The following is a 25,448-nucleotide window of genomic DNA, read 5'->3' as shown; positions in this document are numbered from 1 at the left end:
GGGACCGCGGGACGTGGCGCGGCCGGGCAGAATGCCAGCCATGCGCCGCCTCGCAACCGTTCTCTGCCTGCTGACCGCCGCGGTGCCCACGGTGGCTGCCTGCGCGGAGCCACAGACCCGGCCCGGAGACGCCGCCCCGAGCGCGTCCGCCGTGTGGGGCACCTACGAGGCCGAGGTGAGCGGCGTGACGCCCGGTCCAGGTGCCCGGGAGGTGACCGTGCAGGTCAAGGCGCTCGCTGGTAACGATGGTTGCTCCCGCAACGTACGGGTCGGCTACCACACAGAAGAGAACGGCGTCATCTTCGCCAACATCGTGCAGGATTCGGCCGAGTCCGCCACCGTTGGCGCCTGCCCGACCTTCGAGCCCGCCGAGGTAACCCTCACGTCGGAGGAGCCGATCGGCAACCGCCCGCTCTCGCTCAACCAGAAGACGTGGGCGCTGAAGAACGGCGCCTACACCCGCTGTGACGAGAACCTGGGCTGCAACCCACCGAAGGACCGTTGCGATCCGACCTGGACGCGTGCGGCCGTACGGGGGATGGACGTGTCCCGCCACTCGCAGGGCCACGTCGAAGCCTGTGACGGAAACTGGTTGATCATGACCGTGCCCGACGACCCGACCGCGTGCGGCGCCGAGCCTCGCCCGGGGTGTGAGGCCAACACCGCCGTCCGGCGCTACTTCCTGCGCAACGAGCCGGCCGGATGGTCGACTGTCGCCCGGACCACGTCGGGTGGGTGCGACGCGGTCGTGAAAGCCGCACCCGCCTTCCCCCGGAAGCTCTGCGCCAACCTGGAACCGACGGCCCGGCTCGTCACCGTGGCACCGCCGCTGCCGTCAGGTCAGCCCGGCGGCTGAGTCCCTGATCGACACCGTCTCGCCGAGGCAGCCGCATCCGCGGCGCGACCGGTGGCACTCGTTGATCGGGTGGTTCATCAACCGATCAACGCGAGAGTGGTCGCCACCCCCGCCGCCGGGAGAGCTACTTCCAGCGGAAGTGGACGAAGAGGCGGCCGAAGTTCTTCGAATCCTTCTCCACCCGGTGGTAGAGCTGCTTGACGTCCTTCTGGTCGAGGAACCGCAGCACCCGCTTCTTGAGCTGGCCGGACCCCTTGCCAGGGATGATCTCGACGAGGGTGGCCTTCTTCGCCACCGCCTCGTCCATGATCCCGCGCAGCGCGCGGTCGATGTCCTGGCCCTTGTTGAAGATCTCGTGCAGGTCCAGCTTGAGCTTCATGCCGCAGCCCCCGGCCGGTCAGGTCCCATGCCCGCCATCCTAGGCATGCCCGGCGGGTGGCCCGCCGTACGACGAAGGGCGGCCCCGCAGGACCGCCCTTGTCGTCACCGTTTCACGCTCAGCGCGTGCCGCCCACGCGGGTCGACACCCGCTCCAGCGCGACCCGGTAGTCGTCGTTGGCCGCGTGCATCGCGGCGGCGATCCGCAGGTGCCGCAGCGCGTCCGAGTGCCGGTTCAGCCGCTCCAGCGTCCGGCCCAGCACGTGGTGCGCGTAGTGGTCGCTCGGGTCCCGGTCGACCAGCTCCCGGAGGTGCTCCTCGGCCCGGTTGAGCTGGGCCGATTGGAAGTACGCCCGGGCCAGCAGCTGCCGGACCGCCGCGTTGCCGGGTTCGGCGTCCACGATCGGCTCCAACAGTCGGGCCGCTCCGCTCGGGTCACCGGTCTCGAAGAACATGGTCGCCCGCCGGTAGTCCGCCAGAAGATCCATCTGCCCGCCTCCTCGGTCGCGCCGTCACCTTGTCCCGACGCTGGCACAACACCGGAGGTTTGGCGACTGTTCCCGGGGTCGAGATCCAGGCCACTTTGGCTCAGGTGCGGGCGTTGCGGCGGCCGGCGGACAGCTCCCAGGCACGGACGCCGCCGACGATCCCGGCGGTGTTCGGCACCACCACCACGTCATCACCCATCCGGGTCAACTGCTCGGGCCGGATCAGCCGCGAGTTGCCCCCGCCCAGATAGAGCCGGTCCCAGCGGAACACCGGGCGGAGCCCGTCCACCACCTGCCGGATGCGGCGGGACCAGAAGGCGTCGCCGAGCCGCCGGCGCTCCGGCTCACCCACGTACGTGTCGTAGGTGGTGCCCCACCGCACCGGCGCGTGGGACAGCTCCAGGTGCGGCGCGAGCAATCCTCCGTCGAAGAGGGCGCTGCCCAGCCCTGTCCCCAGGGTCAGCACCAGTTCGCAGCCGGTGCCGGCGACCACCCCGGCGCCGTGCACCTCGGCGTCGTTGAGCACCAGCGCCGGCACCCCGAACGCGTCGGCCAGCGCCCCTCGCGCGTCCCAGCCGGACCACTCGGCCAACAGGTCGGGGTCGACGCGGGTGCGAGGCCCGTTCCTGGTGACGTAGTGCGGGGTGGCCACCACCACTCCGTGCCGGATCATGCCGGGCATGCCGACGGTCAGGCGGTCCGCCGTCGGTAGCTGCCCGCCCAGGTCCAGCAGCGTCTGGACGAACAGCGCGGGCGGCAGCGGGTACGGGGTCGGCACCCGCAGCGGCCGTGCGCGCATCGTGCCGGCCTCGTCGAGTACGGACGCCTTGATGCCGCCGCCACCGCAGTCGATCGCCAGAGTGGTCACCACGCCGTTGAGTGTGCCCGCTGCCGTCGGTCCTCATGCGGGCAGCCGGATAGGCTGCCGTCCTGATGAGCGCCACGATGATCGTCAAGGACCTGGCCGCCGGGCACGGCGACCGCCCACTCTTCGCCGGACTGGACCTGGTGGTCGCCCCCGGCGACGTGGTCGGCCTGGTCGGGCCGAACGGCGCTGGCAAGTCGACGCTGCTGCGTACCCTCGCCGGGTTGTTGCCGGTGGAGGCCGGCAGCGTCCGACTCAGCCCGCCCACCGCGAGCGTCGGGCACCTGCCGCAGGAGCCGGAACGGCGACCGGGCGAGACGGTACGCGACTTCCTGGCCCGGCGGACCGGGGTGACCGCCGCGCAGGCCGCGTTGGACGCGGCGACCGAGGCGCTGACCGCCGGAGCCGCAGGTGCCGATGACGCGTACGCCGATGCCTTGGAGCGCTGGCTCGCCCTCGGCGGCGCGGATCTGGACGAACGCGCCGAGCAGGTCAGCGCCGACCTGGGGCTCGCGGTGGACCTGGACCACCCGACGACCGGGCTCTCCGGCGGTCAGGCCGCCCGCGCCGGGCTCGCGTCGCTGCTGCTCAGCCGCTACGACGTGTTCCTGCTCGACGAGCCGACCAACGACCTGGACCTGGCCGGGCTGGAACGGCTGGAGGAGTTCGTCACCGGGTTGCGCGCCGGCACGGTGCTGGTCAGCCACGACCGGGAGTTCCTGACCCGCACGGTGACCCGCGTGCTGGAGCTGGACCTGCCCCAGCAGCAGATCAACCAGTACGGCGGCGGCTACGCGGCCTACCTGGAGGAGCGCGAGGTGGCGCGCCGGCACGCCCGCGCGGACTTCGAGGAGTACGCCGACACCAAGGCCGGTCTGGAGGCGCGGGCCCGCACCCAGCGTGGCTGGATGGAGAAGGGCGTGAAGAACGCCCGGCGCAAGGCCACCGACAACGACAAGATCGGCCGCAAGTTCCGCAGCGAGGCCACCGAGAAGCAGGCCTCCAAGGCGAAGCAGACCGAGCGGCTGATCGAACGGCTCGACGTGGTCGAGGAGCCCCGCAAGGAGTGGGAGCTGCGCATGGAGATCGCCGCCGCGCCCCGCGCCGGCGCCGTCGTGGCCACGCTGCGAGGTGCGGTGGTACGTCGTGGCGGGTTCACCCTCGGCCCGATCGACCTCCAGATCGACTGGGCCGACCGGGTGGCGGTGACCGGGGCGAACGGCTCGGGCAAGTCCACCCTGCTGGCCGCGCTGCTGGGCCGGCTGCCGCTGGACGCGGGCACCGCCTCGCTCGGGCCGGGTGTGGTGGTCGGCGAGGTGGACCAGGCCCGAGGCCTGTTCCTCGGCGACGCGCCACTGATCGACGCGTTCCACGCGGCCGTACCCCACATGTCGCCGGCGGACGCGCGGACCCTGCTGGCCAAGTTCGGGCTGCGGGCGGCGCACGTGCCGCGCCCGGCGGCCACCCTCTCCCCCGGCGAGCGGACCCGGGCGGCGCTGGCCCTGCTCCAGGGCCGTGGGGTGAACCTGCTGGTGCTCGACGAGCCCACCAACCACCTGGACCTGCCCGCCATCGAGCAGCTCGAATCGGCGCTGGCCAGCTACCCCGGCACGCTGCTGTTGGTCACCCACGACCGGCGGATGCTGGCCGCCATCGAGACGAACCGCCGCCTGCGGGTCGACGCCGGGCGGATCGCCGAGGATTGATCCGTGCCCGCGGGCCAGCCCGGGGTGAGAATGACGCCATGCTCAAGTGGGAGTACGCGCTGCTGGTCCGCCGCCGTCAGGCCGCGACCACCGACCTCGGTTGGGAGGTCGTCTTCGTCTGGTACGGCCCGGACGGCTCGATGGTCGACGTGACGCCCTACGGCGACACCTCGCTGGCCCACCTGAACCGGGCCGGCGACCAGGGATGGGAACTGGTCGCCATGAGCGAGGACCCGTCCCTGCCCGGCAACCACGAACTGCACCGCTACCACCTCAAGCGGCCGAAGCCGGCCGACCCGCCGCCCCGGCAGCGAATGCGCGCCGGGGGCCGATCGGGCCGCCGCACCCTCTCCGGCTGACCTGCCGCACACCGTTCCGGCCGCCCGCCGAGCGCCCTGCCGCCCCGGCTCGATCCGCCGCACCCGGACGCGACTCACGGCTCACGGTTTGCGGCTCGTGGTTCACGGCTCGCGCCCAGGGCTCGGGGGTCGGGGGTCGGGGGTCGGGGGTCGGGGGTCGGGGGTCGGGGGTCGGGGGTCGGGGGTCATCGTCGGGCGTGATGTCTCTGAGACATTTTGATTACTCTCAGACATCACGCTCGCCGCAGTGTCCCCTCGGCCCTGCGACACGCCGACAGACCGGCACGCCGGCGCCGCGCACGAGTGGGGCATACCGGGCGCGGATGCGGGTAACGCGCGGCGGGAGGTGGCCCCAATGGTTGCATTGGCACAGACTCCGCCCTCGGCCGACCGGCTGCGGGCGATCGACGAGTTCCTCGCACAGGCGTGGGCGGACCAGGTCCGGAACGACGACCGGCTGCGCCCTCTGGCGGTCGAGGTGCGGTTCGACCGGGGGGTGGCCCACCTCAGTGGTGAGGTGGCCAAGCCCGACGACCTACGGCTGGTGCGGGATCTGGTGGGCCGGCTGGCCGGCGTCTACGGCGTCTGGTGTCGGGTCGGCGTCGGCGGGCGGGAGCCGGTGGTGGTGGACCTCGGCTGCGGGCCGACGAAGCAGTGGCAGGGCAACCTGGGGCTGGACATCTTCCCGGCGCCGGGCGTGGACGCGGTGGCGGACCTGTCCGGCTCTCTGCCGCTGGCCGACAACTCGGTGGACGTCCTCTTCGCCGTGCACATCCTGGAGCACCTGATCGACTTCCTGCCCCTCGTGGACGAGTGCCACCGGGTGCTTCGTCCGGGCGGCGTACTGCATGTGATGAGCCCGTGGTGGGGGCACGTCAACGCGGTGGCGGACCCGACCCACGTCCGGCTGATGGACGTGCAGACGTTCAAGGGGATCTGCCAGTTGAGGCCTCCGGGCACCCCGCGCTGGTATCCGCTGCACGCCGGCTGCGACGGCGCCTCCATCTTCGCCGACCTGACCCCGCTACCCCCCGACAAGGACCCGGCACCCCAGTCCCACCTGGCCCGCTTCTTCGACTAACCGCCGGCAGCGCGGTGGGTGGATTCGCGGATCTCCAGGCGGTACGGGGCTGACAGCTCCCGGGCGGGGGCGGCTCGGTCGCCGTCGAGGCGGTTGGCGAGCAGTTCGACGGCGAGACGCGCGATCCGCTCCTTGTCCGGCGCGATGGTGCTCAGCGTCGGAATCGAGAACCGGCCGTCCTCGATGTCGTCGAAGCCGACCACCGCCACGTCCCCGGGCACCCGCAGACCGGCCTCGTGCAGGGCGCGCAGGGCCCCCAGGGCGAGCGTGTCGTTGAAGCAGAACACGGCGTCGGGGCGTACCCCCGAGGTGAGCAGGCCGCGCATGGCGGCCGCGCCGTCCGCGCGGTGCCAGGCCGACGCGGGCGCCACCAGGGCTTCGTCGAAGTCGAGGCCGGCGGCGCGCAGCGCGTCGGCGTAGCCGGCGAGGCGCAGCCGGGCGCTGGCGCCCTCGTCGGTGCGCTGCGAGCCGATGGCCGCGATCCGGCGGTGGCCGAGCTGGATCAGGTGGTTGGTGATCTCCCGAGCGGCGGCCACGTTGTCGATGACCACGCGATCGGCCGGGCCGTGGTCGACCCGCTCGCCGAGCAGCACCATCGGGGCGCCGTCCAGGCCGGTCAGGTCCTCCGCGGTGAGCGCCAGCGGGCTGAAGATGAGCCCGTCGATGAGGTGATCGGTGATGCCGGAGGCGACCACCCGTTCCTGCTCGCGCCGGCCGCCGGTCTGGTCGATCAGCACCGTCCAGCCGTAGTCGGCGGCGGCGGTGACGACGTGGCGGGCCAGTTCGGCGAAGTACGGAATGTCCAGCTCCGGCACGGCCAGGGCGATGACACCCGTGCGCCCCTTGCGCAGGTGGCGAGCGGAGAGGTTCGGCCGGTAGTTGAGTTCGGCGATGGCCTGCTCGACCCTGGCCCGCGTGTCGGGCCGCACGTGGACATAGCCGTTCACCACGTTCGAGACGGTCTTCACCGACACGCCGGCCCGCTCGGCCACGTCCTTGAGCCTGTGTCGCACTCCGCAACCTCCCCGCTGTGACCCAGCGCACCATACCTGGGCACCAACCTCTTACAACGTTGCCTACAACGTTAAAAAGACGCCTGCGAGGGCACCTTCCCCACCGTCGGGATCGGCTGCCGGCGGCCGGCTCCCGGGAACCTCTTGCGCCGGCGACCCGGAGTGTGAAAATTTCCTTCCAGAGGCAAATAGGCAACGGCGAATCTTGCCGAACCTGTCGCCCAGAACACCGGGAGCCCCAACGAAGGGACACACCGCATGAAGGCACCTCGACTCGGAGCCGCCGGGCTGGTCGCGGCTCTGCTCGGCACGCTCGTCGCCGCCACCCCCGCCAGCGCCGCCACCCCCGCCAGCGCCGAGACCTCCACCGCCTGCGTCACCAACCCGGCCACGCCGAAACGGCAGTTCCGGGCGATGTGGATCTCGTCGGTCGTCAACATCGACTGGCCCAGCAAGGCATCTCAGAGCAGCCCGGACCGGATCGCCGCCCAGCAGACCGAGTACCGCGAACTGCTCGACCTCGCCGAGCGACTGCACCACAACGCCGTCGTGGTCCAGGTCCGGCCAACCGCGGACGCCCTCTGGCCCTCACCCCACGAGCCCTGGTCGGAGTACCTGACCGGCGTACGCGGACAGGACCCGGGCTGGGACCCGCTGGCCTTCCTCGTCGCCGAGGCACACCGCCGCAACCTGGAGTTCCACGCCTGGTTCAACCCGTACCGCGTCTCCATGCCGGCCCCCGGCGGTGCCGGCGCGGACCTCGCCCAACTCGCCCCGGGCCACCCGGCCCGACAGCATCCGGACTGGACCTTCGCGTACCCGCCGGCCGGCGTCGCCGGCAGCCGCCTCTACTACAACCCCGGCATTCCCGAGGTACGCGAGTTCGTCCAGACCGCGATGATGGACGCGGTTCGGCGGTACGACATCGACGGCGTGCACTTCGACGACTACTTCTACCCCTACCCCAGCGGCACCCACCAGGTGCCCGACGATGCCACGTTCGCCGCGTACAACCGGGGGTTCACCGACCGGGCGGACTGGCGGCGGGACAACATCAACCTGCTGATTCAGGAGATGAACGGCAAGATCAAGGCGGCGAAGCCGTGGGTGAAGTTCGGGGTCAGCCCGTTCGGCATCTGGCGCAACCAGACCGCCGACCCGCTCGGTTCGGACACCACCGGCAGCCAGTCGTACGACATCATCTCCGCCGACACCCGTAAGTGGATCAAGCAGGAGTGGATCGACTACGTGGTGCCGCAGCTCTACTGGTACATCGGCCAGTACCCGGCCGCCGACTACGCGCGACTGGTCCCGTGGTGGGCCGAGACGGTACGCGGCACCCGCGTGCAGCTCTACATCGGCCAGGCCGACTACAAGAGCGGCGACCCGGCGTACGGGCCGTTCTGGCAGAACCCACGCGAGCTGTCCGACCATCTGACGCTCAACCGGTCGTACCCCGAGGTGCAGGGCAACGTGCACTTCTCCGCCGTGCAGGTACGCGCCAACCGGCTCGGCGCCACCGACATCTACGCCGCCGAGCACTACTCCCGGCCGGCGCTGGTGCCGACCATGTCGCACCTGCCGGCCCGGCCACTGCTCTTCCCGGTGGTCACCAAGGCCGCCCGGGAGGCTGACGGCGTACGACTGACCTGGCGCCAGCCCGCCGACGGCGCCGGCCCACTGGGCACTGCCACCTCGTACGCGATCTACCGGTTCGACGGCACCACGCTGGCGGGCCGGTGCGGCATCGCCGACGCCGCGCACCTGATCGACACCGTTCGGGCCACGCCCGGGGCGCAGTCCTGGGTGGACACCTCGGCGGAGCCGGGCCGGCGCTACACCTACCAGGTGACCGCGCTGGACCGGTCCGCCAATGAGAGCCCGGCCAGCCCGCCGGCCTTCGTTCTGCGCTGACCGATCCGATCCTCGCCGGACTGCCCCGGGTGCCACGGCACCCGGGGCATTCGTCTGTTTCAACGCATGTCACCAATAGTTGGCGAGACGCATACCGACCAGTTGATCAGTTGATCGAAACTTATCGACACCCGGTAACCCGCCGGTAACTTCCCCGCTCACCCCCGCGGAGGTAACCCGTGCCCCGACGTCTCACCACCATGCTCGCCTCGGGCGCGCTCGCACTGCTCGCCACCATCGCCGTCGCCTCCCCCGCCGCCGCAGCCGTCACCCCCCAGCAGAAGCTGTCGGTGCTCTCCAGTTGGACGCAGACCAGCGCGTCCAGCTACAACTCGTGGAACAGCGCCCGGGTCAACCGGGCACCGTGGGCCGAGTACAACTTCAACTGGTCCACCGACTACTGCTCGTCCAGCCCGGACAACCCGCTCGGGTTCACCTTCAACCTGAGCTGCTACCGACACGACTTCGGCTACCGCAACTACAAGGCGGTCAGCCAGTTCCCCGCCAACAAGTCCCGCCTGGACAGCGCCTTCTACGAGGACCTGAAGCGGGTCTGCGCCACCTACAACGCGGTCGTCCGCCCGGCCTGCAACAGCCTGGCCTGGACCTACTACCAGGCGGTCAACATCTTCGGATCGGTGGCTGCCGTGCAGCAGGCCGACATCGACCGTGCCGCCCGGATGAAGGCCAAGGCCGAAGCCGCAGCCCGCGCCTAACCCCTTCGTCCGTTGATCATGAAGTTATTGCCCGTCCGCCCGGCGTGTCGCAGCAATAACTTCATGGTCAACGAGGGCGGGTGGGGATGGGCCGGGTTGGGATGGGTTGGGGTGGGGTGGGTTTGTTAGGCGCGCTCGGTTCTGGTGGCGGGGTGGCGGTCGGGGTCGGCGGGGCGGCGCGGTGTGGGCTGGGACAGGCCGGTGCTGAACCGGGTCGAATCCGCCGCCAGGTCCGGGTGTTCCACGTCGAGCGCCAGCGTGACCGCCTCGTCCAACCCCAACTCGGCACCCTCGCCGTACGCGTCGTCGAACGCCGCGTCACCCAACACCCCACGCAGCTCCGCCTGCTGGTCAGCCCAGTATTCGCCGTAAACTCCCGGCGTCCCCCGCATGCTCGACCGGGTCGCCTGCGCCGCCCCGAACAACCGGGCGGCGGTCGACCGTTCCCCGCTCAACGCACAGCGCACCGCGATCGCGTTCAACGTGTCGCAGGCTCGACCGTGGTAACCGTGGTACATCCGGGAACGCAACGCCACCAGCAGGTGCTCGTGCGCGGCGATCACGTCGCCCCGGGCCAACGCGACCATCCCCAGCAGCATGTCCACCGAACGCCGGCCCCGCTCCACCGGCCGCGCCGCCTCCACCGGGCGCGCCGCCCCCAGCAGTTCGGCGGCCTCCTCCAGCGCGCCGCGCCGCCACAGCAGCTGCGCCAGGCCGAACACCGCGAACAGCGCCTCGCCGACCACGTCCTGCTCGTGGGCCCAGTCGATGACCTCCCGGCACACCCGCTCGGCCTCGACGAACTGGCCCATGTCGACCAGCGGCGCCGCCCGGCCGGCGAGCACCCTCGCCAGCAGCCCGGCGTCACCAGCCTGCCGGGCCGCCGCCTCCGCCCGCTGTGAGTAGCGCAGTTCCTCGGCGAACTCCCCGTCGGCGCCCGCGTGCAGCGAATGCATGTGGTACGCCGCCGCCATCTCCGACTCCGGAATCCACTCGCCCGTCTCGGCGATCCGCCCGTACAGCCGGAACAGCCAGAGCCGACCCTCCCGGGCCAGCCCACGCTCGCGCCACCACTGGTCCAGGCCCCCGGCCAGCCGGAGACCGTCACGGGCGCTGCCACCGGTGGCGCACCACCGCAGCGCGGCCCGCAACTCGTCGGCCAGCGGGTCGAGGGTGTACAGCGACAGCGTCACCGGCCGACCGTCCGGCCCGAGGTGCGCGCGTTCAACCGCGTGCGCCGACCAGGCCACGTGCCGGTCCCGGGCCGCCTGTTCCTCACCCGCCTCGACCAGCCGCCGCGCGGCGTACGCCCGGATCGGATCGAGCATCCGGTACGAGCTGCCGGCGGCGCGCGGCTCGGCCAACACCATCGACTTGTCCACCAGCACCGACAGCGGATCCAGCGGGTCGTCGCCCAGCAGCCACTCCACCGTCGGCAAATCCACCGGCCCGGCGAACACCGCCAGCCACCGCAGCAGCCGCGCGGCCCGAGGGCCCAACGTCCGGTACGACCAGGTGACGGTGGCCTGCATGGTCAGGTGCCGTTCGGTGGCGGAGCGGTGCACCGCCCTGCTCGCCGGGGTGGGCGGTGGAGTCCCGATCGCCGCAGCCACCAGATCCACGGTGTCCTGCTGGTTACCCGACCAACCCCGCTCCACCGGCGGCGGCTCCGGGTCCGCACGGCCCGCGTCCAACGTTCCGAGCACGTCGTCCAGCCGCTCGGCGAGCTGACCCACGGAGAGCACCCGCAGCCGGGCCGCCGCCAACTCGATGGCGAGCGGCAACCCGTCCAACCGCTGCACCACCCGACGCAGATCGGCCGACTCGGACGCCTCCGGCTGCCGGCCGCCACGCGCCGCCGCCGTACGGTCCAGCAACAACGCCACCGCGTCGCTCTCCGCGCCGTCCGCCCGCGGGTCGACCGAGAGCGGCGGGATCCGCCACACGACCTCGCCGGGCAGGCTGAACGACTCGCGGCTGGTCGCCAGCACCCGCACGCCGCTCCCGCCGGAGAGCAACCGCGAGATGACCTCGGCGCAGGCGGACGGCTGCGTGTCGCAGGTGTCCAGCACGACGAGCATCCGGCGACCGGCCGCGTACTCGACCAGGGTGTCCAGCATGGGCCGGCCCGGCTCGGGCCGCAGGCCGAGCACCGCGGCGACGGCGAACGCCACCAACCCCGGGTCGGTCACCGTGGCGATGTCGACGAACCAGACCCCGTCCGGGTACGCCTCGACCACCCCACCAGCGACCTCCACGGCGAGCCGGGTCTTGCCCGCGCCGCCCGCACCCAGCACGGTGACCAGGCGGTGCTGCTCCACCAGCCGACCCAGCTCGGCCCGTTCGACCCTCCGGCCAACAAACGACGTCACCTGGGTCGGCAGGTTGTGCGCCACCGCGTCGGCGGTGCGAGGACGGGGGAACTGCCGCTCCAAGCCGGGCGCGACGAGCTGGAACAGCCGTTCCCGGTCGTCGAAGCCGCGCAGCCGGTGCAGGCCCAGGTCGAGCAGGGTGGCACCGGGCGGCAGCGGGTCGGCCCGGCGGGCGGTCGACGCCGAGCAGAGCACCTGCCCACCGTGCGCGGCTGCGGCCACCCGGGCAGCCCGGTGCACCTCGGGGCTGGCGTACTCACCGTCGCGCGGCTCGGCATAACCGGTGTGCAGGCCCATCCGCACCCGGGGGGCGGCCTCCTCGGTGGGCCAGTCGTGACTCGCCAACGCTCGCTGGGCGGTCAGGCACGCGGTCAGCGCCGCTGCCGCGTCGTCGAAGGCCAGGAAGAACGAGTCGCCCTCGGTCAGCAGCTCCGCGCCACCGGTGGCGGCCAGTGTGCGGCGCAGCAGCCGGCGGTGCTCGGCAAGCACCGGGCGGTAATCCGCGCCAAGCAGCTGGGCCAGTCGGGTCGAGCCCTCGATGTCGGTGAACACGAAGGTCACCCAACCGCTCGGGAGCTGGATCCGTGGCGACATGCGTGGAACCTCCGCCCGTGACGTCGGGTTCATGCTGCCTGAGTCCGAGCGGTCACGCATCGTGAGAACGGCCGGGCACGTGCCGCCTCAAGGTGCCACTCGGGCCCAATCCCGGCAAGGACAGGCCCACCTGTCGGCCGCGATCGGGGGAGATCAGCAGCCGCAGGCGCCGCCGCAGCAGCCACCACCGGCTGAAGCCGGTGCACCACCGGCGGGACCGCCGGCACCGCGGCCGGTGACTGAGACAGCAGAGAGCAGTTTGACCGTGTCGGCGTGACCCTGTGGGCAGGTCGCCGGCGCGCTGGCCGCCGCCATCGGGCGGTTGACCTCGAAAGTGTCGCCGCAGGCGCGGCAGCGGAACTCGTACCGGGGCATGACAACCAGGGTACGTGGACCTGACGCTCACCGGTGACATGAGTGATACTCGACGGGTGGTGGACGGCGAGGACAAGACGCGTGTGCAACCGCTGCGACCCGCCGCGCCGCTGGACGGACCGCTCCACGGTTCGGGAGCCGCACCGGATCCGGCAACCCGAAAGCTGCCCCGGCCTCGCCGACCCTGGTTGAGCGGCAGCAGAAAGGACGCGGCGGCCGGCCCGACCAGCGGGGCCGCCCCGACCGACGCCAGCGGGGCCGACACAACCGACGCCAACGTCGCCGGCTCCCCGACGGCCGACGCCCCTGCCGACGCTCCAAAGGCCGACCCGTCCGACAGCGGATCGGACGCCGCGACCCCGCCAACCATTCCGGGCGCCGAGACGTCAACCGCCGACACGAAGGCCGACGACGACAAGACGGCCGACACGAAAGCCAGTGACGCCAAGATGGGCGCCACGAAGGCTGCCGACGCCGAGAACAACGACGGGGCCGGCGAGGCGCGGGCTGTGCCTGCGGCGGGTGCCGCCGTGGCGGACCCTGCGGTGACCAAGGTGGACGGCGTCGCCGTCCCGGCAGCGCCCGCAGGCGGCCGGCGGCGGCGCGTGCCGTTCGCGCACGCGGTTCGCCTGCCACCGCCGCGCCAGGCAGCGGCGACCGCCGTCCGGGCGACCCGCGACTGGTCCCGCCGACCCAGCGGCCGACTCACCCTCCCCGGGCTCTTCCTGCTGGCTCTGGTAGCGGCGACCGCCGCGGCGGGTGCGCTACTCGTCCCGGCGACCATCCGCGCGCCCCGGCCCGTGGCGGCCGACGCCTCCGTCACGCCGACCGCACCCGTACCGCCGGCGATGCCGTCCGCGCTGCCCACCGGCCCACTGCCGACAGGGCCACTGCCGACCGCCCCGCTCCCCACCGGCCCGCTGCCAGGCGGCGGGCTGCCCACCGGTCCGGGCGCCGGGCTGCCGGGCGGCGGCGGTCGCCCCTCGGACGCCCTGGCAGGCTGGGCTCAGCAGGTCGGCGCCAAGGTCGGCATCCCCCCGGCCGCCATGCAGGCGTACGGGTACGCCGAGTGGGTGCTCGCCCAGACCAACCGCAGCTGCGCGCTGAGCTGGACCACGCTCGCCGCGATCGGCCAGGTCGAATCCGGGCACGGCTCGGCCAACGGCGCGCGGCTGGGACAGGACGGCAAGGCGCTGCCCGAAATCATCGGTCTTCCGCTGGACGGCAACGGCGGCCGGATGCGGATCATCGACACCGACCGCGGGTCCCTCGACAAGGACACCACCTACGACCGGGCGATCGGCCCGATGCAGTTCATCCCGACCACCTGGCAGGAAATCGGCGCGGACGCGGACAACGACGGCATCAAGGACCCGCACGACCTGGACGACGCCGCGCTGGCGGCCGGCAACTACCTGTGCAAGGGCGGCCGGAATCTCAGCATCCCGGGCGACTGGTGGAACGCGATCCTGTCGTACAACGACGTGCGCCGGTACGCCCAGGCCGTCTACGACACAGCGAACCGTTACGGACAGGCAAGCCGTACGTGAAGTGATCGTCCGCATACATTGGAGGTCTGGACACTTCCCCCCGGCAGCTGTTAGCGGCAAGCTAGACGGGTGATGGTGCGCGAGTGGGACCCTAGGACGGCGTCGTCCGCCGAGATCGCGTCGCTGCTGTCCACGCTGAACGCGGTTCTGGCGGCCGATCTTCCGCAGGACCCGCCGTGGCGGGAGACCTCCCTGCGGGAATACCTCGCCGAGGTGATGCCCGGTGAGCGACGGATCTCCTGGATCGCCCAGGCCGAGCCGACCGACCCGGACGATCCGGGCGCGGTCCTCGGGCAGGTCCACGTGCTGCTCCTCGGTGACATCGGCGTGATCGAAGTGCTGGTGCACCCGTCCGTGCGGCGCAGCGGTCTCGGCCGTGACCTGGTGTTGCGCGCCGCCCGCCGGGTCTACCAGGAGGGCTTCCAGTCGATCGGCGTCGAGGTGGTCGGTGACACGCCGGCGGTGGGCTTCTACGAGTCGCTCGGCTTCACCCGGGAGTACGTGGAGACGCGCAGCGTGCTCGACCTGGCTGCGGTCGACTGGGCCGAGTTGACCGAGATGGCCACCGGGATCGGGTCGGGCTACCAGCTGGAGTTCTTCCCCGGCGGGCCGCCGGACGACCTGATCGAGTCGTACGCGCGGGCCAAGGCCGAGGTGCGCGACGTGGACGACGGCGAGCTGCGCCCCAGTTCCTACGACCCCGAGCGGCTGCGGGACAGCCTGAACACCCTGCACCGCCGCGGCATGAAGCCGTACATCGTCCTGGCCCAGCACGAGCAGAGCGGCGAGGTGGCGGGCCTGACCGAGGTGGTGGTGCCGGCACAGCACCCGACCCGCGCCGACCAGTACGACACGATCGTCGTGCAGAGCCACCGGGGCTACGGCATCGACCGGGCGATCAAGGCACGGATGCTGCTGGAGCTGCGCTCCGCCGAGCCGGAGCTGGCCGAGGTGCAGACCTGGAACGCGCAGGCCAACGAGGCCATGCTCAAGGTCAACGCGGAGCTGGGCTACCGACCCGACCGGGACTGGTGTGAATACAGCGTCGACGTCGCGGAGCTGGTGCATCGGCTCGACCCGCCGCGCTGAGGAATTCACGAAACTGTCCAATGAGGGATGGACGGTGGACAGCCGCGCACCTTAACGTGCGTTGACTCCCATCCACCCATCGTGGAGGCCCTATGCGCCCGCGCCGCACCATAGCCGTGCTCGCGACCGCCACCGCCGCTGTGACCGTTTCGGCTCTCGGCGTCGCACCCACCGCGGCCAGCGCCGCGCCCACCGACCTTTTCATCTCCGAGTACGTCGAAGGCTCGTCGAACAACAAGGCGATCGAGCTGTTCAACGGCACCGGAGCCGCCGTCGACCTCACCGCTGGTGGCTACCAGCTCCAGCTCTACTTCAACGGCTCCACCACGGCCACCACCATCGCGTTGACCGGCAGCGTGGCCGCCGGGGACGCATTCGTGTTCGCCAGCGCCTCGGCCGGGGCCGCCATCCTCGCCCAGGCCGACCAGACCACCGGGGCGAGCCTGTTCAACGGTGACGACGCGATCGTGCTGCGGCGGGGCTCCACCGTGCTCGACTCGATCGGTCAGGTGGGCGTCGACCCGGGCACCGAATGGGGTGCCGGCGTCACCAGCACGGCCGACAACACCCTGCGCCGGCTGCCGACGGTGACCGCTGGTGACACCGACCCGTCGGACGCGTTCGACCCGCCCGCGCAGTGGGCCGGCTTCCCGGTCGACACGTTCGACGGGCTCGGCACGCACACCGTGGACGACGGTGGGCCGGTCGACGTGCCCGCCACGCTGACCTGCGGCGGGCCGCTGGTGACCGCCGCGGGAACGGCCGCGACCCGCGAGATCACCGCCACCGACCCCGACGACACGATCGTCGACCTGGCGGTGACCGCGGTCAGCCCGACCCCGGCCACCGGCTCGATCACCCGTACCGCGGTCACCCCGGCCGACGGGGTGGGCGGCACCGCCCGCGCCACGGTCGGCGCGAGCGCCGACCTCGCCGCCGGGGCGTACACCGTCACCGTCACCGCGACCGACGCGGGCGGCGGCAGCGCGAGCTGCGCGCTGGCCGTGCAGGTGACCCGGGAGTTGACCGTCGGCGAGGTGCAGGGCCCGACCACCGACGCCGAGTCCGGGCCGGCCGACCGGTCGCCGCTCGCGCCGGCGAGCGGCAACGGCACGAGCAGCACCATGTACGACGTACGCGGCGTGATCACCCAGTTGACCCTGGCGCGCACGTCGGCTGGGGCGGAGCAACACGGGTTCTTCCTGCAGAGCCGCACCGGTGACACCGACGGCGACCCGACCAGCTCCGACGGCATCTTCGTGTTCATGGGCACGTTCACGTCGTTGATCGGCGGCTACGTGCCGACGGTCGGCGACGAGGTGGTGCTGCGGGCCCGGGTGTCGGAGTATTTCAACTTCACCCAGCTCTCCGGGGCCTCGCTGGTCCGCAGGGTCGCCACCGGCCTGGACGTGGACTCCACGGTCGCGGTGACCGACGCGGTGCCGCCGGTCGAGCTGGCCGACGCGCAGCGCTTCTGGGAGCGGCACGAGGGCTCCCGGATGCGCGTACGCGCGGGCAGCGGCGCGGTGAGCGGCCGGGACGTCTTCTCGTCCACCGCCGACGCGGAGCTGTGGGTCGTCGACCGGGGCGACCCGCTGTTGGAGCGCACCGACCCGTACGCCCGGCGGGTCTTCCGGGACTCTCACCCGCTGGACAACGACCCGACCCGCCGTTTCGACGACGGCAACGGCCAGCGGGTGCTGCTGGGCAGCATGGGTGTGAAGGCCACCGCCGGGGACAGCACCGCGCTGCTCCCGCCGGCGCACACCTTCGACACGCTGCGCGCCGACGTGGTGGGCGGCGTCTACTACTCGTTCGAGAAGTACGGCGTGCAGGTCGAGCGGGCGGACTTCGCCGCCGGGGCCGACCCGTCGAAGAACAACCCTCCGAAGCCGGCCGACCGGTCGCAGGAGGTGGCGGTCGCCACCTACAACGTGGAGAACCTGTACGACTACCGCGACGACCCGTTCGACGGCTGCGACTTCGCCGGCAACTCCGGCTGCACCGGGGTCAGCCCGCCGTTCGACTACGTGCCGAGCAGCGAGGCGGACTATCGCGAGCACCTGGCCTCGCTCGCCGACCAGATCGCCAAGGACCTGCACGCACCCGATCTGATCCTGGTGCAGGAGGCCGAGGACCAGGACATCTGCACGGTGTCCGGGGCGGTGCTGGCCTGCGGTGACACCAACAACGCCGACGGCGCGCCGGACAGCGTCCAGGAGTTGGCGCTCGCGGTGGCGGCGGCCGGCGGGCCGGCGTACGCCGCCGCCTATGACCGGACCGGCGCGGACGCCCGCGGTATCACCTCGGCGTTCCTGTACCGCACCGACCGACTCTCGCTGGCGACCGCGACGGCGGGCGACCCGCTGCTGGGGTCGGCACCGACCGTCCAGTACCGCAGTGCGGGGCTGCCGGCCAACGCCGACGTGCAGAACCCGAAGGCGCTCAACGCGATGCTCCCCTCCGACGTGGACACCTCCACCGGCAAGGACGGGAACAACGTCTTCACCCGTGCTCCCCAGCTGGGCAAGTTCAGCGTGGCCGCGGCACCTGGCTCGACCGAGCGGTTCACCCTCTACGCGCTGAGCAACCACTACTCATCGGGCCCGGACAGCCGGATCGGGCAGCGTCGGGAGCAGGCGGCGTACGGTGCGGCGATCGTCACCGCCATCGAGGCGGCCGACGCACACGGGCGGGTGGTGTACGGCGGGGACCTGAACGTCTTCCCCCGTCCGGATGATCCGATCGCCACCGGTAGCCAGCCCACCCCGTCGGACCAACTCGCCCCGCTGTACGAGGCGGGTCTGCACAACCTGTGGGACAACCTCGTCGCTGACGTGCCGTCGTCCGCGTACTCGTACAGCTTCGAGGGGCAGGCGCAGACACTCGACCACCTGTTCGTGAACGACGCGCTCTACGGCGATCTGGTGCAGGTGCGGGCGGCGCACATCAACGCCGACTGGCCGGCGGAGTTCACCGGCGACGGGTCGCGCGGTTCCAGTGACCACGACCCGCAGGTGGCCCGGTTCCGGTCCCGAGCGTCGTTGACCGTTGCCGACGCGGCGGTGGTCGAGGGCAACCAGGGCACCCGGCAGCTCAATTTCACCGCCGCCGTGTCCCGGCCGCTGTCCCAGCCGGTGCTGCTCTGCGCCGCCACCGTCGGCCTGACGGCGCAGATCGGCTCGGACTTCGACCCGTACGCCGGTTGCCGGACCCTGGCCGCCGGGCAGACCTCGCTGACGTTCCCGGTGACCGTGCGCGGTGACCGGAAGCGGGAGTCGGACGAGAAGCTGACGCTGCTGGTGGCGGGTGTGCCCGGGTTGCGCCTGGCCGATCCGCTGGCGGTCGGCACCATCACCAACGACGACTGACCCTCAGGCACCGTGTCAGCGGCCCGTCGTCCAGGTTGACGCCTGCACGACGGGCCGCTCGCATGTGCCAGGTGAACCATGTCGGTCAGTAGTAGTCGTGGACTATCGGCGGAGGTGGTGCGCTGCGGTGCTGCGCCACCCGCACCTCCCACTGGCTGCGACGGCGTCGCGCCTCGCGATCCGCCGAGCTGCGGTGGTAGGTCTCCGGAGGTCGGGCCAGCCCGTAGATGTCCCCCCACCACTCCCCCGGCTCGGGGTCGAGGATGGTGTCGAGGTGCGAGGGATAACGGCGACCCGCGCCATCATGAACGTCCTCACGGTCGGCCATTGGTTGGATGATCCGGCCTTCCTGGTCCACGACGACCAGGTAGAGCCCGGCCGCGCCGAGGAGGCGCTCCAGCACGGCCAGGCTCGGCGTCAGGCTGCCCGCTTCGACCCGGCCCACCGTCGAGGGCGAGACCTTGGCGAAACGAGCCATCTGATGCTGACTCAGCCCCACGATTCGACGTGACCGGCGAACCAGACCGGCGATGGGAGACCGGCCGACGGTGGGACCGGGGGACGGAGGAGGATCGAGCGCCGACGCCATCCGCCCACCATGCCCGCGACGCCACCCGGGCTCAATCCCTGTGGATAAACCTGTGGACAACGTCCATGGGGTGCCGCGCCGGCCCGGGGCCAGTGCCACAGTTGGCGTCCTTTGCTCTGCTTCAACGGACGCAACAGTCCGATCCCAAAAGTGTTGCGTCCGTTGAAGCAGAGCAAAGGGGGCGCAACAGGGTACCGGGGTCTAGCGGGGTGGCCACTCGTGAGCGGCAGTCCGGGCCGAACCGTGCGGCCCTCTACCGGCTGCTCAGTAGCGCTGGCGGAGCAGACCGGCGGCCTCGACCGCCCAGTACGTGAGGGTGATCTGCGCGCCGGCCCGCTTGATCGAGGTGAGCGTCTCCAGCATCACCCGCTCCCGGTCGATCCAGCCGTTCGCGGCGGCTGCCTCGACCATCGCGTACTCCCCGGAGACCTGGTAGGCGGCGACCGGGACGTCCACCGCGGCCCGCACCGCCGACACCACGTCGAGGTACGGCAGCGCCGGCTTGACCATCACCAGGTCGGCGCCCTCGGCGACGTCCAGCGCCACCTCGCGCAGCGACTCGCGCAGGTTGGCCGGGTCCTGCTGGTAGGTGCGCCGGTCGCCCTCCAGCGCCGACTCCACCGCCTCCCGGAACGGGCCGTAGAAGGCCGAGGCGTACTTCGCGGCGTACGCCAGGACGGCCACGTCCTGGTGACCGGCCGCGTCGAGCGCCCGGCGGACCACGCCGACCTGGCCGTCCATCATCCCGGACGGCCCGACCATGCCGACCCCGGCGGCGGCCTGGGCCACCGCCATCTCGGCGTACGCGGCCAGGGTGGCGTCGTTGTCCACCTCACCGCCGGGGGTGAGCAGGCCGCAGTGCCCGTGCGAGGTGAACTCGTCCAGACACAGGTCGCTCATCACCACCGTGGCGTCGCCCACCTCGGCCACCACGTCTCGGATGGCGACGTTCAGGATGCCGTTCGGGTCGATGCCGCCGGAGCCGGTCGGATCACGCCGCTCGGGCACCCCGAAGAGCATGATCCCGCCGACACCGGCCTGGACCGCCTCGGTCGCCGCCTTGCGCAGCGAGTCCCGGGAGTGCTGGAGCACCCCCGGGAGCGATGCGATGGCCCGGGGCTCGGTCAGCCCCTCCTTGACGAACATCGGCACGACCAGCTCGGCCGGGTCGACCCGGGTCTCGGAGACCAGCCGGCGGATCGCCGGGGTGCGGCGCAGCCGGCGCGGCCGGATCTCGGGGTACGACATGGGAGGCCTCCTCGGACGGCTACCTGAAGCGCAGGGCGGTCGGCCCCTGCACCTTCGAGCCACGGCGCTGCTTGGCCGGCATGGCGGCCAGCTTCTCGCGCAACTCGACGGCGTAGGCGGCGAGCGCCTCCACCAGGTCGGGCACCGAGGCGTGCGGCGGCTGGACGTCGACCCGCAGGCCGAACTCCGTCGCGGTCTCCGCCGTCTTGGGCCCAATCACGGCAACAACGGTCCGCGCATGCGGCTTCCCGGCGATGCCGACCAGGTTCCGCACGGTGGAGGATGACGTGAACAGCACCGCGTCGAAACCGCCCGACTTGATGGCGTCCCGGATCTCGGCGGGCGGCGGCGCGGCCCGCACCGTCCGGTAGGCGGTCACGTCGTCGACCTCCCAGCCGCGCTCGGTGAGCCCGGCCGCGAGCGTCTCGGTGGCGATGTCGGCGCGCGGCAGCAGCACCCGGCCCACCGGGTCGAGGATCTCGTCGTGCGGCGAGAACTCGGCCAGCAGCCCCTCGGAGGACTGCTCCCCGGCGGGGATCAGCTCCGGCTGGATGCCGAACGCGCGGACCGCGTCCGCCGTGGCCTCACCGATGCAGGCGATCTTGACGCCACCGAAGTGCCGAGCGTCCAGCCCGTGCTCGGCGAACTTCTCCCAGACCGCGCGGACCGCGTTGACCGAGGTGAAGATCACCCAGGCGTACCGGCCGTCGACCAGACCCTTGACGGCCCGCTCCATCTGCGCCGGGGTGCGCGGCGGCTCGACCGCGATGGTCGGCACCTCACACGGGATCGCCCCGTACGCCCGCAGCCGGGCGCTCATCGCGCCGGCCTGCTCCTTGGTCCGCGGTACGAGCACCTTCCAGCCGTACAGCGGGCGGTTCTCCCACCAGCTCAGCTTGTCGCGCTGGCCCACGCCCACGCCCACGGTGAGCACGACCCGACCGGTGAAGCCGAGCGCGGCGGCCACGAAGCTGTCCACGGTCGACGTGGTCGTGTACTGGGTCTCGCCGGTGCCGTCGCCGGTCACCCCGACGCCCGTGGTGCCGTCGACCCCGGCGGCCAGCAGACCGTCCCGGACGGCGGCAAGGTCACCAGCGTCCACCGCGAGCGCGAGCGAGCCCCGGCCGACGGCTGCGGCCAGCGCCTCGAAGTCCAGCGCGGAGACGTCCTCGACGTCGGCGGCGGTACGCACGCCCGGCAGCGGAACACCCGCGTAGGTGGCCACGCCCTCGGCCTGGCCGACGCCGGGCACCACCTCGAAGTGGGCGGCAGTGCGGGCCACGGCCTGCACCTCCTTGACCACCGAGTCGTGGCCGAACGGGTCGCCGGCGACCAGGTGCACCGCGTTCAGCCCGGACCGGGCGGCGGAGATCAGCACCTTCGCCACGTCGCCCGGTGCGCCTTCGGCCGGCGTGAACTGGGCGTCCTCCCTGGCCTCGGCGCGGACGACGGCGAGCAGGGAATCTGGGACTCCCCGGTCGTAGATGACCTGGTCGGCGTCGACCAGGGCGTCGTGCGCCCGACGGGTCAGCAGGCCCGGGTCACCGGGGCCCGCCCCGACGAATGCGATACGGCCGACGGGCTTACGGGTGCGGGTCATTCTGTGCTCCCAAATTGCTGGGTCCCCGGGCCGGTGTGTCCTTCGTGGCCGAGGATCGAGTCGGCGCCGAGTTCGAGGAGTTCGGCGGCGAGTGCCTTACCGATCTCCGCCGCGTCGGCGGGCGTTCCGGTGCGGGACAGCCGAAGGTCACGAGTGCCATCCGGACTGATCACCGCCCCGCGCAGGTAAATCTCATCGCCGGCGTCACCTTCGGCGAGTTCCGCATAGGCGGCGACGGGTGCGCTGCACCCGGCCTCCAGCGTTGCCAGCAACGCGCGCTCCGCGATGACCGCGGCGTGCGACGGTGCGTGGTCGAGCAGCGCGAGCAACTCGACCAGGTCTTGATCGTCGACCCGGCACTCCACGGCCAGCGCGCCCTGGGCGGGTGCGGGCAGCATGAGCATCGGGTCCAACGTCTCGGTGATCACGTCGGCCCGGTCGAGGCGGGCCAGCCCGGCCCGCGCCAGTACGACGGCGTCGAGGTCGGCTTCGGGGCCGAGCACCCGGGACAGGCGGGTGTCCACGTTGCCGCGGATCGGGGTGACCTCCAGCTGCAGGCCGAGGGCGTGCAGTTGGGCGATGCGGCGCAGCGCGCCGGTGCCCACGGTGGCCCCGGGGGGCAACTCGGCGAGCGTCCGTCCGTCCCGGGCGATAAGCGCGTCGCGCGGATCCTGCCGGGCCGGCACCGCCGCGACGAGGAGCCCGCCGGGGACCGCGGTGGGCAGGTCCTTGTAGGAGTGCACCGCGAAGTCGATGGTCCGGGCGGTGAGCGCGTCGCGCAGCGCGGAGACGAACACCCCGACGCCGAGCCGGTGCACCGGCGCGTTGGACCGGTCGCCGGCGGTGACCACCTCGACCAGCTCGACCGGGCGGCCGGTGGCGGCGGTCAACGCCTCGGCGACCTGGCCGGACTGGGCCATCGCCAGGGCGCTGCCCCGGGTGCCGAGTCGCAGGGGGGCGGTCATCGGGCACCTCCGGTGGGCGGGGTGGGGTCGTCGGCGTCCACGCCGGCCGCCGGGTCGACGTTGGCGAACGTCACACCGAGGTCGGGGGTCATCACGTCGGGGACGGTGTCCACCGGTGAGGTCTGTGGCACCTGGAGGTCGAACAGCTCACGCAGCAGGGCCGCGTACTGGTCGCCGCCGGGCTCGGCGGCGAGCTGGCGGACCTTGACGGTGGGCTGGTGCAGCAGCCGCTGCACCACCCGGTGCACCGTGCGGGCCACCTCGGCCCGCAGGTCGTCGCCGAGGTCGGGGCGGCGCTGGGCCAGCCGGCGCAGCTCGGCGGTGACGACGTCGTCGGCCCTGCCGCGCAGCGCGGCCACGGTGGGTGCCACGTCGGCGCCGCGCAGCCAGGTGAGGAAGCTCTCCACCTCGCCGAGCACGATCCGCTCGACGGCGGCGGCGTCGGCCGCGGCCGGACCGTCGGCGAGCAGCGCCGCCATCCGGTCGATGTCGATCACCTCGACGCCGGGCAGCTCGGCGACGCCCTCCCCGACGTCACGCGGGACGGCCAGGTCGAGCAGGACCAGCGGGCCCCGGGCCGGGTCCCGCTCGGCCAGTGCGGCGCTGACCACCGCGCGGGTGAGGACCGGTTCGGTGGACGCGGTGGCGGCCACTACGATGTCCACTGTGGAGAGGGTGTCGGTCAGCTCGGCCATCGGCGCGGCGCCCGCCCCGTACGACTCGGCGAGCCGGACGGCCCGGTCGGCACCCCGGTTGGTGACCGTGAGCGGCCCGGCGCCCAGTCGCGACAGCGTGGCCACACCGAGCGATCCCATCGCGCCGGCACCGATCACCAGTGCGGGGCGGCCGGCGAGGTCGCCGTCGAAGTGCCCGGCGGCCAACTCCAGCGCGGCGGTGACCACGCTCTGGCCGGCCCGGTCGATGCCGGTCTCGGAGTGGGCCCGCTTGCCGACGCGCAGCGCCTGCTGCATCAGCTCGTGCAGCAGCCGGCCGGCCGAGTCGGCGCCGCTGGCCCAGTGGTACGCGTCACGCAACTGGCCGAGGATCTGCGCCTCGCCCACGACCATCGAGTCGAGCCCGCTGGCGACCCGGAAGACGTGGTCCACGGCGGCGGTGTCGTAGTGCACGTAGAGGTGGCTGGCGAGCGCCGACGGCGCGCTGCCGGCCTGCTCGGCCAGGACGGCGCAGATGTCGCCGAGCCCACCGTGGAAACCGGACACGGCGGCGTAGACCTCCACCCGGTTGCAGGTGGAGACGAGCACCGCCTCGCTCACGTACGGCTGGGCGACCAGGCGGTCGAGGGTTCGGGTGAGGTCGGCGGGGGGCACGGCCAGCTGCTCCAGCGTGGCGACCGGGGCGGTCCGGTAGGACGCGCCGACGACGAGCAGTTTCACGTGCCGATCGCCTCCTGGGTGTCGGTGGTCGCGAGCCCGCCCGGCAGGGCGGTGAGAGCGGACCCGCCGGTGGCGGGCAGCGCGGTCAGCGACGCCTTGCGGTGCTCGTGGAAAGACAAAATCTGCAGCTCGATGGCGAGGTCGACCTTGCGCACGTCGACCCCCTCCGGCACCGAGAGTACGCACGGCGCGAAGTTGAGGATGCTCGTCACGCCGACCGCGACCAGCTGGTCGGCGACGCTCTGTGCGGCGGCGGCCGGGGTGGCGATCACGCCGATCGCGACGGATTCCGCGGCGGCGACCGCCGGCAACTCGTCGACATGTCGGACAATCAGCCCGTTGATCTCTTCGCCGACGCGGGAGGGGTCGGCGTCGAGCAGCGCGACGATCCGGAAACCCCGGCCCGCGAAGCCGTCGTAGCCGGCCAGAGCGTGACCGAGATTACCCACGCCGACCAGGGCGACGGCACGACGTTGGGTGAGCCCGAGCACATACTCGATCTGCTCGATCAGCAGCGCGACGTCGTAGCCGACGCCCCGGGTGCCGTACGAGCCGAGGTGTGAGAGGTCCTTGCGGAGCTTGGCGGAGTTGACCCCGGCGGCGGCGGAGAGGCCCTCGCTGGAGACCGTCTCGTGGCCGGCGTCGGCGAGGTTGTGCAGCGCGCGCAGGTACTCCGGAAGCCGAGCGACGGTCGCCTCGGGGAGGTCCGGGAGCGTCGGTACGGCACCGGCGCGGCCGGACGCGCCTGGGTGACGGTGCTGACTCATGAGACTCCGTGCGGTGCGATCCTCGGCCAACGTCGCTGGTCGGCCGTTTGTGGACTCCCGCTGGCGACCGAGATTGCCGGCTGTGCTAGCAGGGCGCGTCGGAACTACAGAGTAGGCGCTTGTGAAGACGTGCACAAATCGCGATCTTGTCGCTCCGT

The 25,448-nt window shown here is 72.2% G+C and carries 20 protein-coding genes and 1 pseudogene; 9 read left to right on the top strand and 12 right to left on the bottom strand.

What is annotated here, in order from left to right; translation table 11 throughout:
* Positions 1-40 precede the first annotated feature (40 nt).
* A complete protein-coding gene (locus ABZ780_RS19505) occupies positions 41-856 on the top strand; it encodes a hypothetical protein (protein WP_357010521.1) in 816 nt (271 codons plus the stop codon).
* Between the two features lie 124 nt (positions 857-980).
* Here ABZ780_RS19505 and ABZ780_RS19500 read toward each other — a convergent pair whose 3' ends face one another.
* The 3 genes from ABZ780_RS19500 to ABZ780_RS19490 all read right to left on the bottom strand — a co-directional run bounded on the left by ABZ780_RS19500 (position 981) and on the right by ABZ780_RS19490 (position 2,593).
* Complete coding sequence (locus tag ABZ780_RS19500) at positions 981-1,235, bottom strand: Smr/MutS family protein (protein ID WP_007465523.1); 255 nt, start codon at positions 1,233-1,235, stop codon at positions 981-983.
* A gap of 118 nt (positions 1,236-1,353) precedes the next feature.
* Positions 1,354-1,722, bottom strand: a complete 369-nt coding sequence (locus ABZ780_RS19495) for a tetratricopeptide repeat protein (protein WP_357010477.1) — start codon at positions 1,720-1,722, stop codon at positions 1,354-1,356.
* Positions 1,723-1,822: 100 nt separating this feature from the next.
* A complete protein-coding gene (locus tag ABZ780_RS19490; RefSeq protein ID WP_357010474.1) occupies positions 1,823-2,593 on the bottom strand; it encodes an ROK family protein in 771 nt (256 codons plus the stop codon).
* A 62-nt stretch (positions 2,594-2,655) separates the two neighbouring features.
* Between ABZ780_RS19490 and ABZ780_RS19485 the strand changes: the two genes are divergently transcribed.
* The 3 genes and pseudogenes from ABZ780_RS19485 to ABZ780_RS19475 all read left to right on the top strand — a co-directional run bounded on the left by ABZ780_RS19485 (position 2,656) and on the right by ABZ780_RS19475 (position 5,733).
* Positions 2,656-4,293, top strand: coding sequence for an ABC-F family ATP-binding cassette domain-containing protein (locus tag ABZ780_RS19485; protein ID WP_357010471.1), 1,638 nt, complete (start codon positions 2,656-2,658; stop codon positions 4,291-4,293).
* Between the two features lie 38 nt (positions 4,294-4,331).
* Positions 4,332-4,577: pseudogene (locus ABZ780_RS19480) on the top strand (hypothetical protein); the annotation flags it as partial.
* 430 nt (positions 4,578-5,007) lie between these two features.
* Positions 5,008-5,733, top strand: coding sequence for a methyltransferase domain-containing protein (locus tag ABZ780_RS19475; protein WP_357010469.1), 726 nt, complete (start codon positions 5,008-5,010; stop codon positions 5,731-5,733).
* Here the strand turns inward: ABZ780_RS19475 and ABZ780_RS19470 are convergent.
* Positions 5,730-6,746 carry a LacI family DNA-binding transcriptional regulator gene (locus ABZ780_RS19470; protein ID WP_357486874.1) on the bottom strand — a complete coding sequence of 339 codons (1,017 nt, stop codon included), beginning with the start codon at positions 6,744-6,746 and terminating at the stop codon, positions 5,730-5,732. The genes ABZ780_RS19475 and ABZ780_RS19470 overlap by 4 nt on opposite strands.
* Before the next feature lie 258 nt (positions 6,747-7,004).
* Between ABZ780_RS19470 and ABZ780_RS19465 the strand changes: the two genes are divergently transcribed.
* Positions 7,005-8,660, top strand: coding sequence for a family 10 glycosylhydrolase (locus tag ABZ780_RS19465; protein WP_357486872.1), 1,656 nt, complete (start codon positions 7,005-7,007; stop codon positions 8,658-8,660).
* A gap of 179 nt (positions 8,661-8,839) precedes the next feature.
* Entirely contained in the window at positions 8,840-9,376 is a 537-nt protein-coding gene (locus tag ABZ780_RS19460; RefSeq protein WP_357010460.1) for a phospholipase, read from the top strand.
* Positions 9,377-9,501: 125 nt separating this feature from the next.
* Here the strand turns inward: ABZ780_RS19460 and ABZ780_RS19455 are convergent, their stop codons facing one another.
* Both ABZ780_RS19455 and ABZ780_RS19450 read right to left on the bottom strand, forming a co-directional pair.
* The gene (locus ABZ780_RS19455) at positions 9,502-12,342 is read right to left on the bottom strand and encodes an adenylate/guanylate cyclase domain-containing protein (RefSeq protein ID WP_357486870.1); all 2,841 of its coding nucleotides are present in this window, start codon (positions 12,340-12,342) and stop codon (positions 9,502-9,504) included.
* Between the two features lie 153 nt (positions 12,343-12,495).
* Positions 12,496-12,717, bottom strand: coding sequence for a zinc ribbon domain-containing protein (locus ABZ780_RS19450; protein ID WP_357010454.1), 222 nt, complete (start codon positions 12,715-12,717; stop codon positions 12,496-12,498).
* Positions 12,718-12,755: 38 nt separating this feature from the next.
* Here ABZ780_RS19450 and ABZ780_RS19445 point away from each other — a divergent pair, with 38 nt between their 5' ends.
* The 3 genes from ABZ780_RS19445 to ABZ780_RS19435 all read left to right on the top strand — a co-directional run bounded on the left by ABZ780_RS19445 (position 12,756) and on the right by ABZ780_RS19435 (position 18,727).
* Entirely contained in the window at positions 12,756-14,267 is a 1,512-nt protein-coding gene (locus tag ABZ780_RS19445) for a lytic murein transglycosylase (protein WP_357486868.1), read from the top strand.
* Between the two features lie 72 nt (positions 14,268-14,339).
* Positions 14,340-15,356: a GNAT family N-acetyltransferase gene (locus tag ABZ780_RS19440; RefSeq protein WP_357010728.1), complete on the top strand. Its 1,017-nt coding sequence runs from the start codon at positions 14,340-14,342 to the stop codon at positions 15,354-15,356.
* Positions 15,357-15,448: 92 nt separating this feature from the next.
* Positions 15,449-18,727, top strand: coding sequence for a lamin tail domain-containing protein (locus ABZ780_RS19435; RefSeq protein ID WP_357486866.1), 3,279 nt, complete (start codon positions 15,449-15,451; stop codon positions 18,725-18,727).
* A gap of 85 nt (positions 18,728-18,812) precedes the next feature.
* On the opposite strand, the gene ABZ780_RS19430 is transcribed toward ABZ780_RS19435, so the two are convergent.
* The 6 genes from ABZ780_RS19430 to ABZ780_RS19405 all read right to left on the bottom strand — a co-directional run bounded on the left by ABZ780_RS19430 (position 18,813) and on the right by ABZ780_RS19405 (position 25,290).
* Positions 18,813-19,250 (bottom strand): helix-turn-helix transcriptional regulator, encoded by a 438-nt coding sequence (locus tag ABZ780_RS19430; RefSeq protein ID WP_357010726.1) that lies wholly within the window; start codon positions 19,248-19,250, stop codon positions 18,813-18,815.
* 330 nt (positions 19,251-19,580) lie between these two features.
* A complete protein-coding gene (hemB, locus tag ABZ780_RS19425; protein WP_357010445.1) occupies positions 19,581-20,564 on the bottom strand; it encodes a porphobilinogen synthase in 984 nt (327 codons plus the stop codon).
* A 19-nt stretch (positions 20,565-20,583) separates the two neighbouring features.
* On the bottom strand, positions 20,584-22,164 hold the full coding sequence (locus ABZ780_RS19420; protein ID WP_357010443.1) for a uroporphyrinogen-III synthase: 1,581 nt from the start codon (positions 22,162-22,164) through the stop codon (positions 20,584-20,586).
* Positions 22,161-23,129 (bottom strand): hydroxymethylbilane synthase, encoded by a 969-nt coding sequence (gene hemC / locus ABZ780_RS19415; RefSeq protein ID WP_357486864.1) that lies wholly within the window; start codon positions 23,127-23,129, stop codon positions 22,161-22,163. Before hemC ends, ABZ780_RS19420 begins: the two co-directional genes overlap by 4 nt.
* A complete protein-coding gene (locus ABZ780_RS19410) occupies positions 23,126-24,523 on the bottom strand; it encodes a glutamyl-tRNA reductase (protein WP_357486863.1) in 1,398 nt (465 codons plus the stop codon). Before ABZ780_RS19410 ends, hemC begins: the two co-directional genes overlap by 4 nt.
* A complete protein-coding gene (locus tag ABZ780_RS19405; protein WP_357010435.1) occupies positions 24,520-25,290 on the bottom strand; it encodes a redox-sensing transcriptional repressor Rex in 771 nt (256 codons plus the stop codon). Before ABZ780_RS19405 ends, ABZ780_RS19410 begins: the two co-directional genes overlap by 4 nt.
* Positions 25,291-25,448 lie beyond the last annotated feature (158 nt).

It is taken from the genome of Micromonospora sp. NPDC047467, from assembly GCF_040643095.1.
GTDB lineage: Bacteria > Actinomycetota > Actinomycetes > Mycobacteriales > Micromonosporaceae > Micromonospora.
The sequence above is the reverse complement of the archived record's forward strand: the minus strand, read 5'-3'. Positions and strand labels throughout refer to the sequence as shown.

Bases quoted from the DNA above. Each gene is read 5' to 3' on its own strand.
- ABZ780_RS19475 (WP_357010469.1), top strand. From the start codon at position 5,008: ATGGTTGCATTGGCACAGACTCCGCCCTCGGCCGACCGGCTGCGGGCG.
- ABZ780_RS19485 (WP_357010471.1), top strand. From the start codon at position 2,656: ATGAGCGCCACGATGATCGTCAAGGACCTGGCCGCCGGGCACGGCGAC.
- ABZ780_RS19505 (WP_357010521.1), top strand. From the start codon at position 41: ATGCGCCGCCTCGCAACCGTTCTCTGCCTGCTGACCGCCGCGGTGCCC.
- ABZ780_RS19450 (WP_357010454.1), bottom strand. From the start codon at position 12,717: ATGCCCCGGTACGAGTTCCGCTGCCGCGCCTGCGGCGACACTTTCGAG.
- hemB (WP_357010445.1), bottom strand. From the start codon at position 20,564: ATGTCGTACCCCGAGATCCGGCCGCGCCGGCTGCGCCGCACCCCGGCG.
- ABZ780_RS19465 (WP_357486872.1), top strand. From the start codon at position 7,005: ATGAAGGCACCTCGACTCGGAGCCGCCGGGCTGGTCGCGGCTCTGCTC.
- ABZ780_RS19455 (WP_357486870.1), bottom strand. From the start codon at position 12,342: ATGTCGCCACGGATCCAGCTCCCGAGCGGTTGGGTGACCTTCGTGTTC.
- ABZ780_RS19435 (WP_357486866.1), top strand. From the start codon at position 15,449: ATGCGCCCGCGCCGCACCATAGCCGTGCTCGCGACCGCCACCGCCGCT.
- ABZ780_RS19500 (WP_007465523.1), bottom strand. From the start codon at position 1,235: ATGAAGCTCAAGCTGGACCTGCACGAGATCTTCAACAAGGGCCAGGAC.
- ABZ780_RS19445 (WP_357486868.1), top strand. From the start codon at position 12,756: ATGAGTGATACTCGACGGGTGGTGGACGGCGAGGACAAGACGCGTGTG.
- ABZ780_RS19420 (WP_357010443.1), bottom strand. From the start codon at position 22,164: ATGACCCGCACCCGTAAGCCCGTCGGCCGTATCGCATTCGTCGGGGCG.
- ABZ780_RS19405 (WP_357010435.1), bottom strand. From the start codon at position 25,290: ATGAGTCAGCACCGTCACCCAGGCGCGTCCGGCCGCGCCGGTGCCGTA.
- hemC (WP_357486864.1), bottom strand. From the start codon at position 23,129: ATGACCGCCCCCCTGCGACTCGGCACCCGGGGCAGCGCCCTGGCGATG.
- ABZ780_RS19495 (WP_357010477.1), bottom strand. From the start codon at position 1,722: ATGGATCTTCTGGCGGACTACCGGCGGGCGACCATGTTCTTCGAGACC.
- ABZ780_RS19440 (WP_357010728.1), top strand. From the start codon at position 14,340: ATGGTGCGCGAGTGGGACCCTAGGACGGCGTCGTCCGCCGAGATCGCG.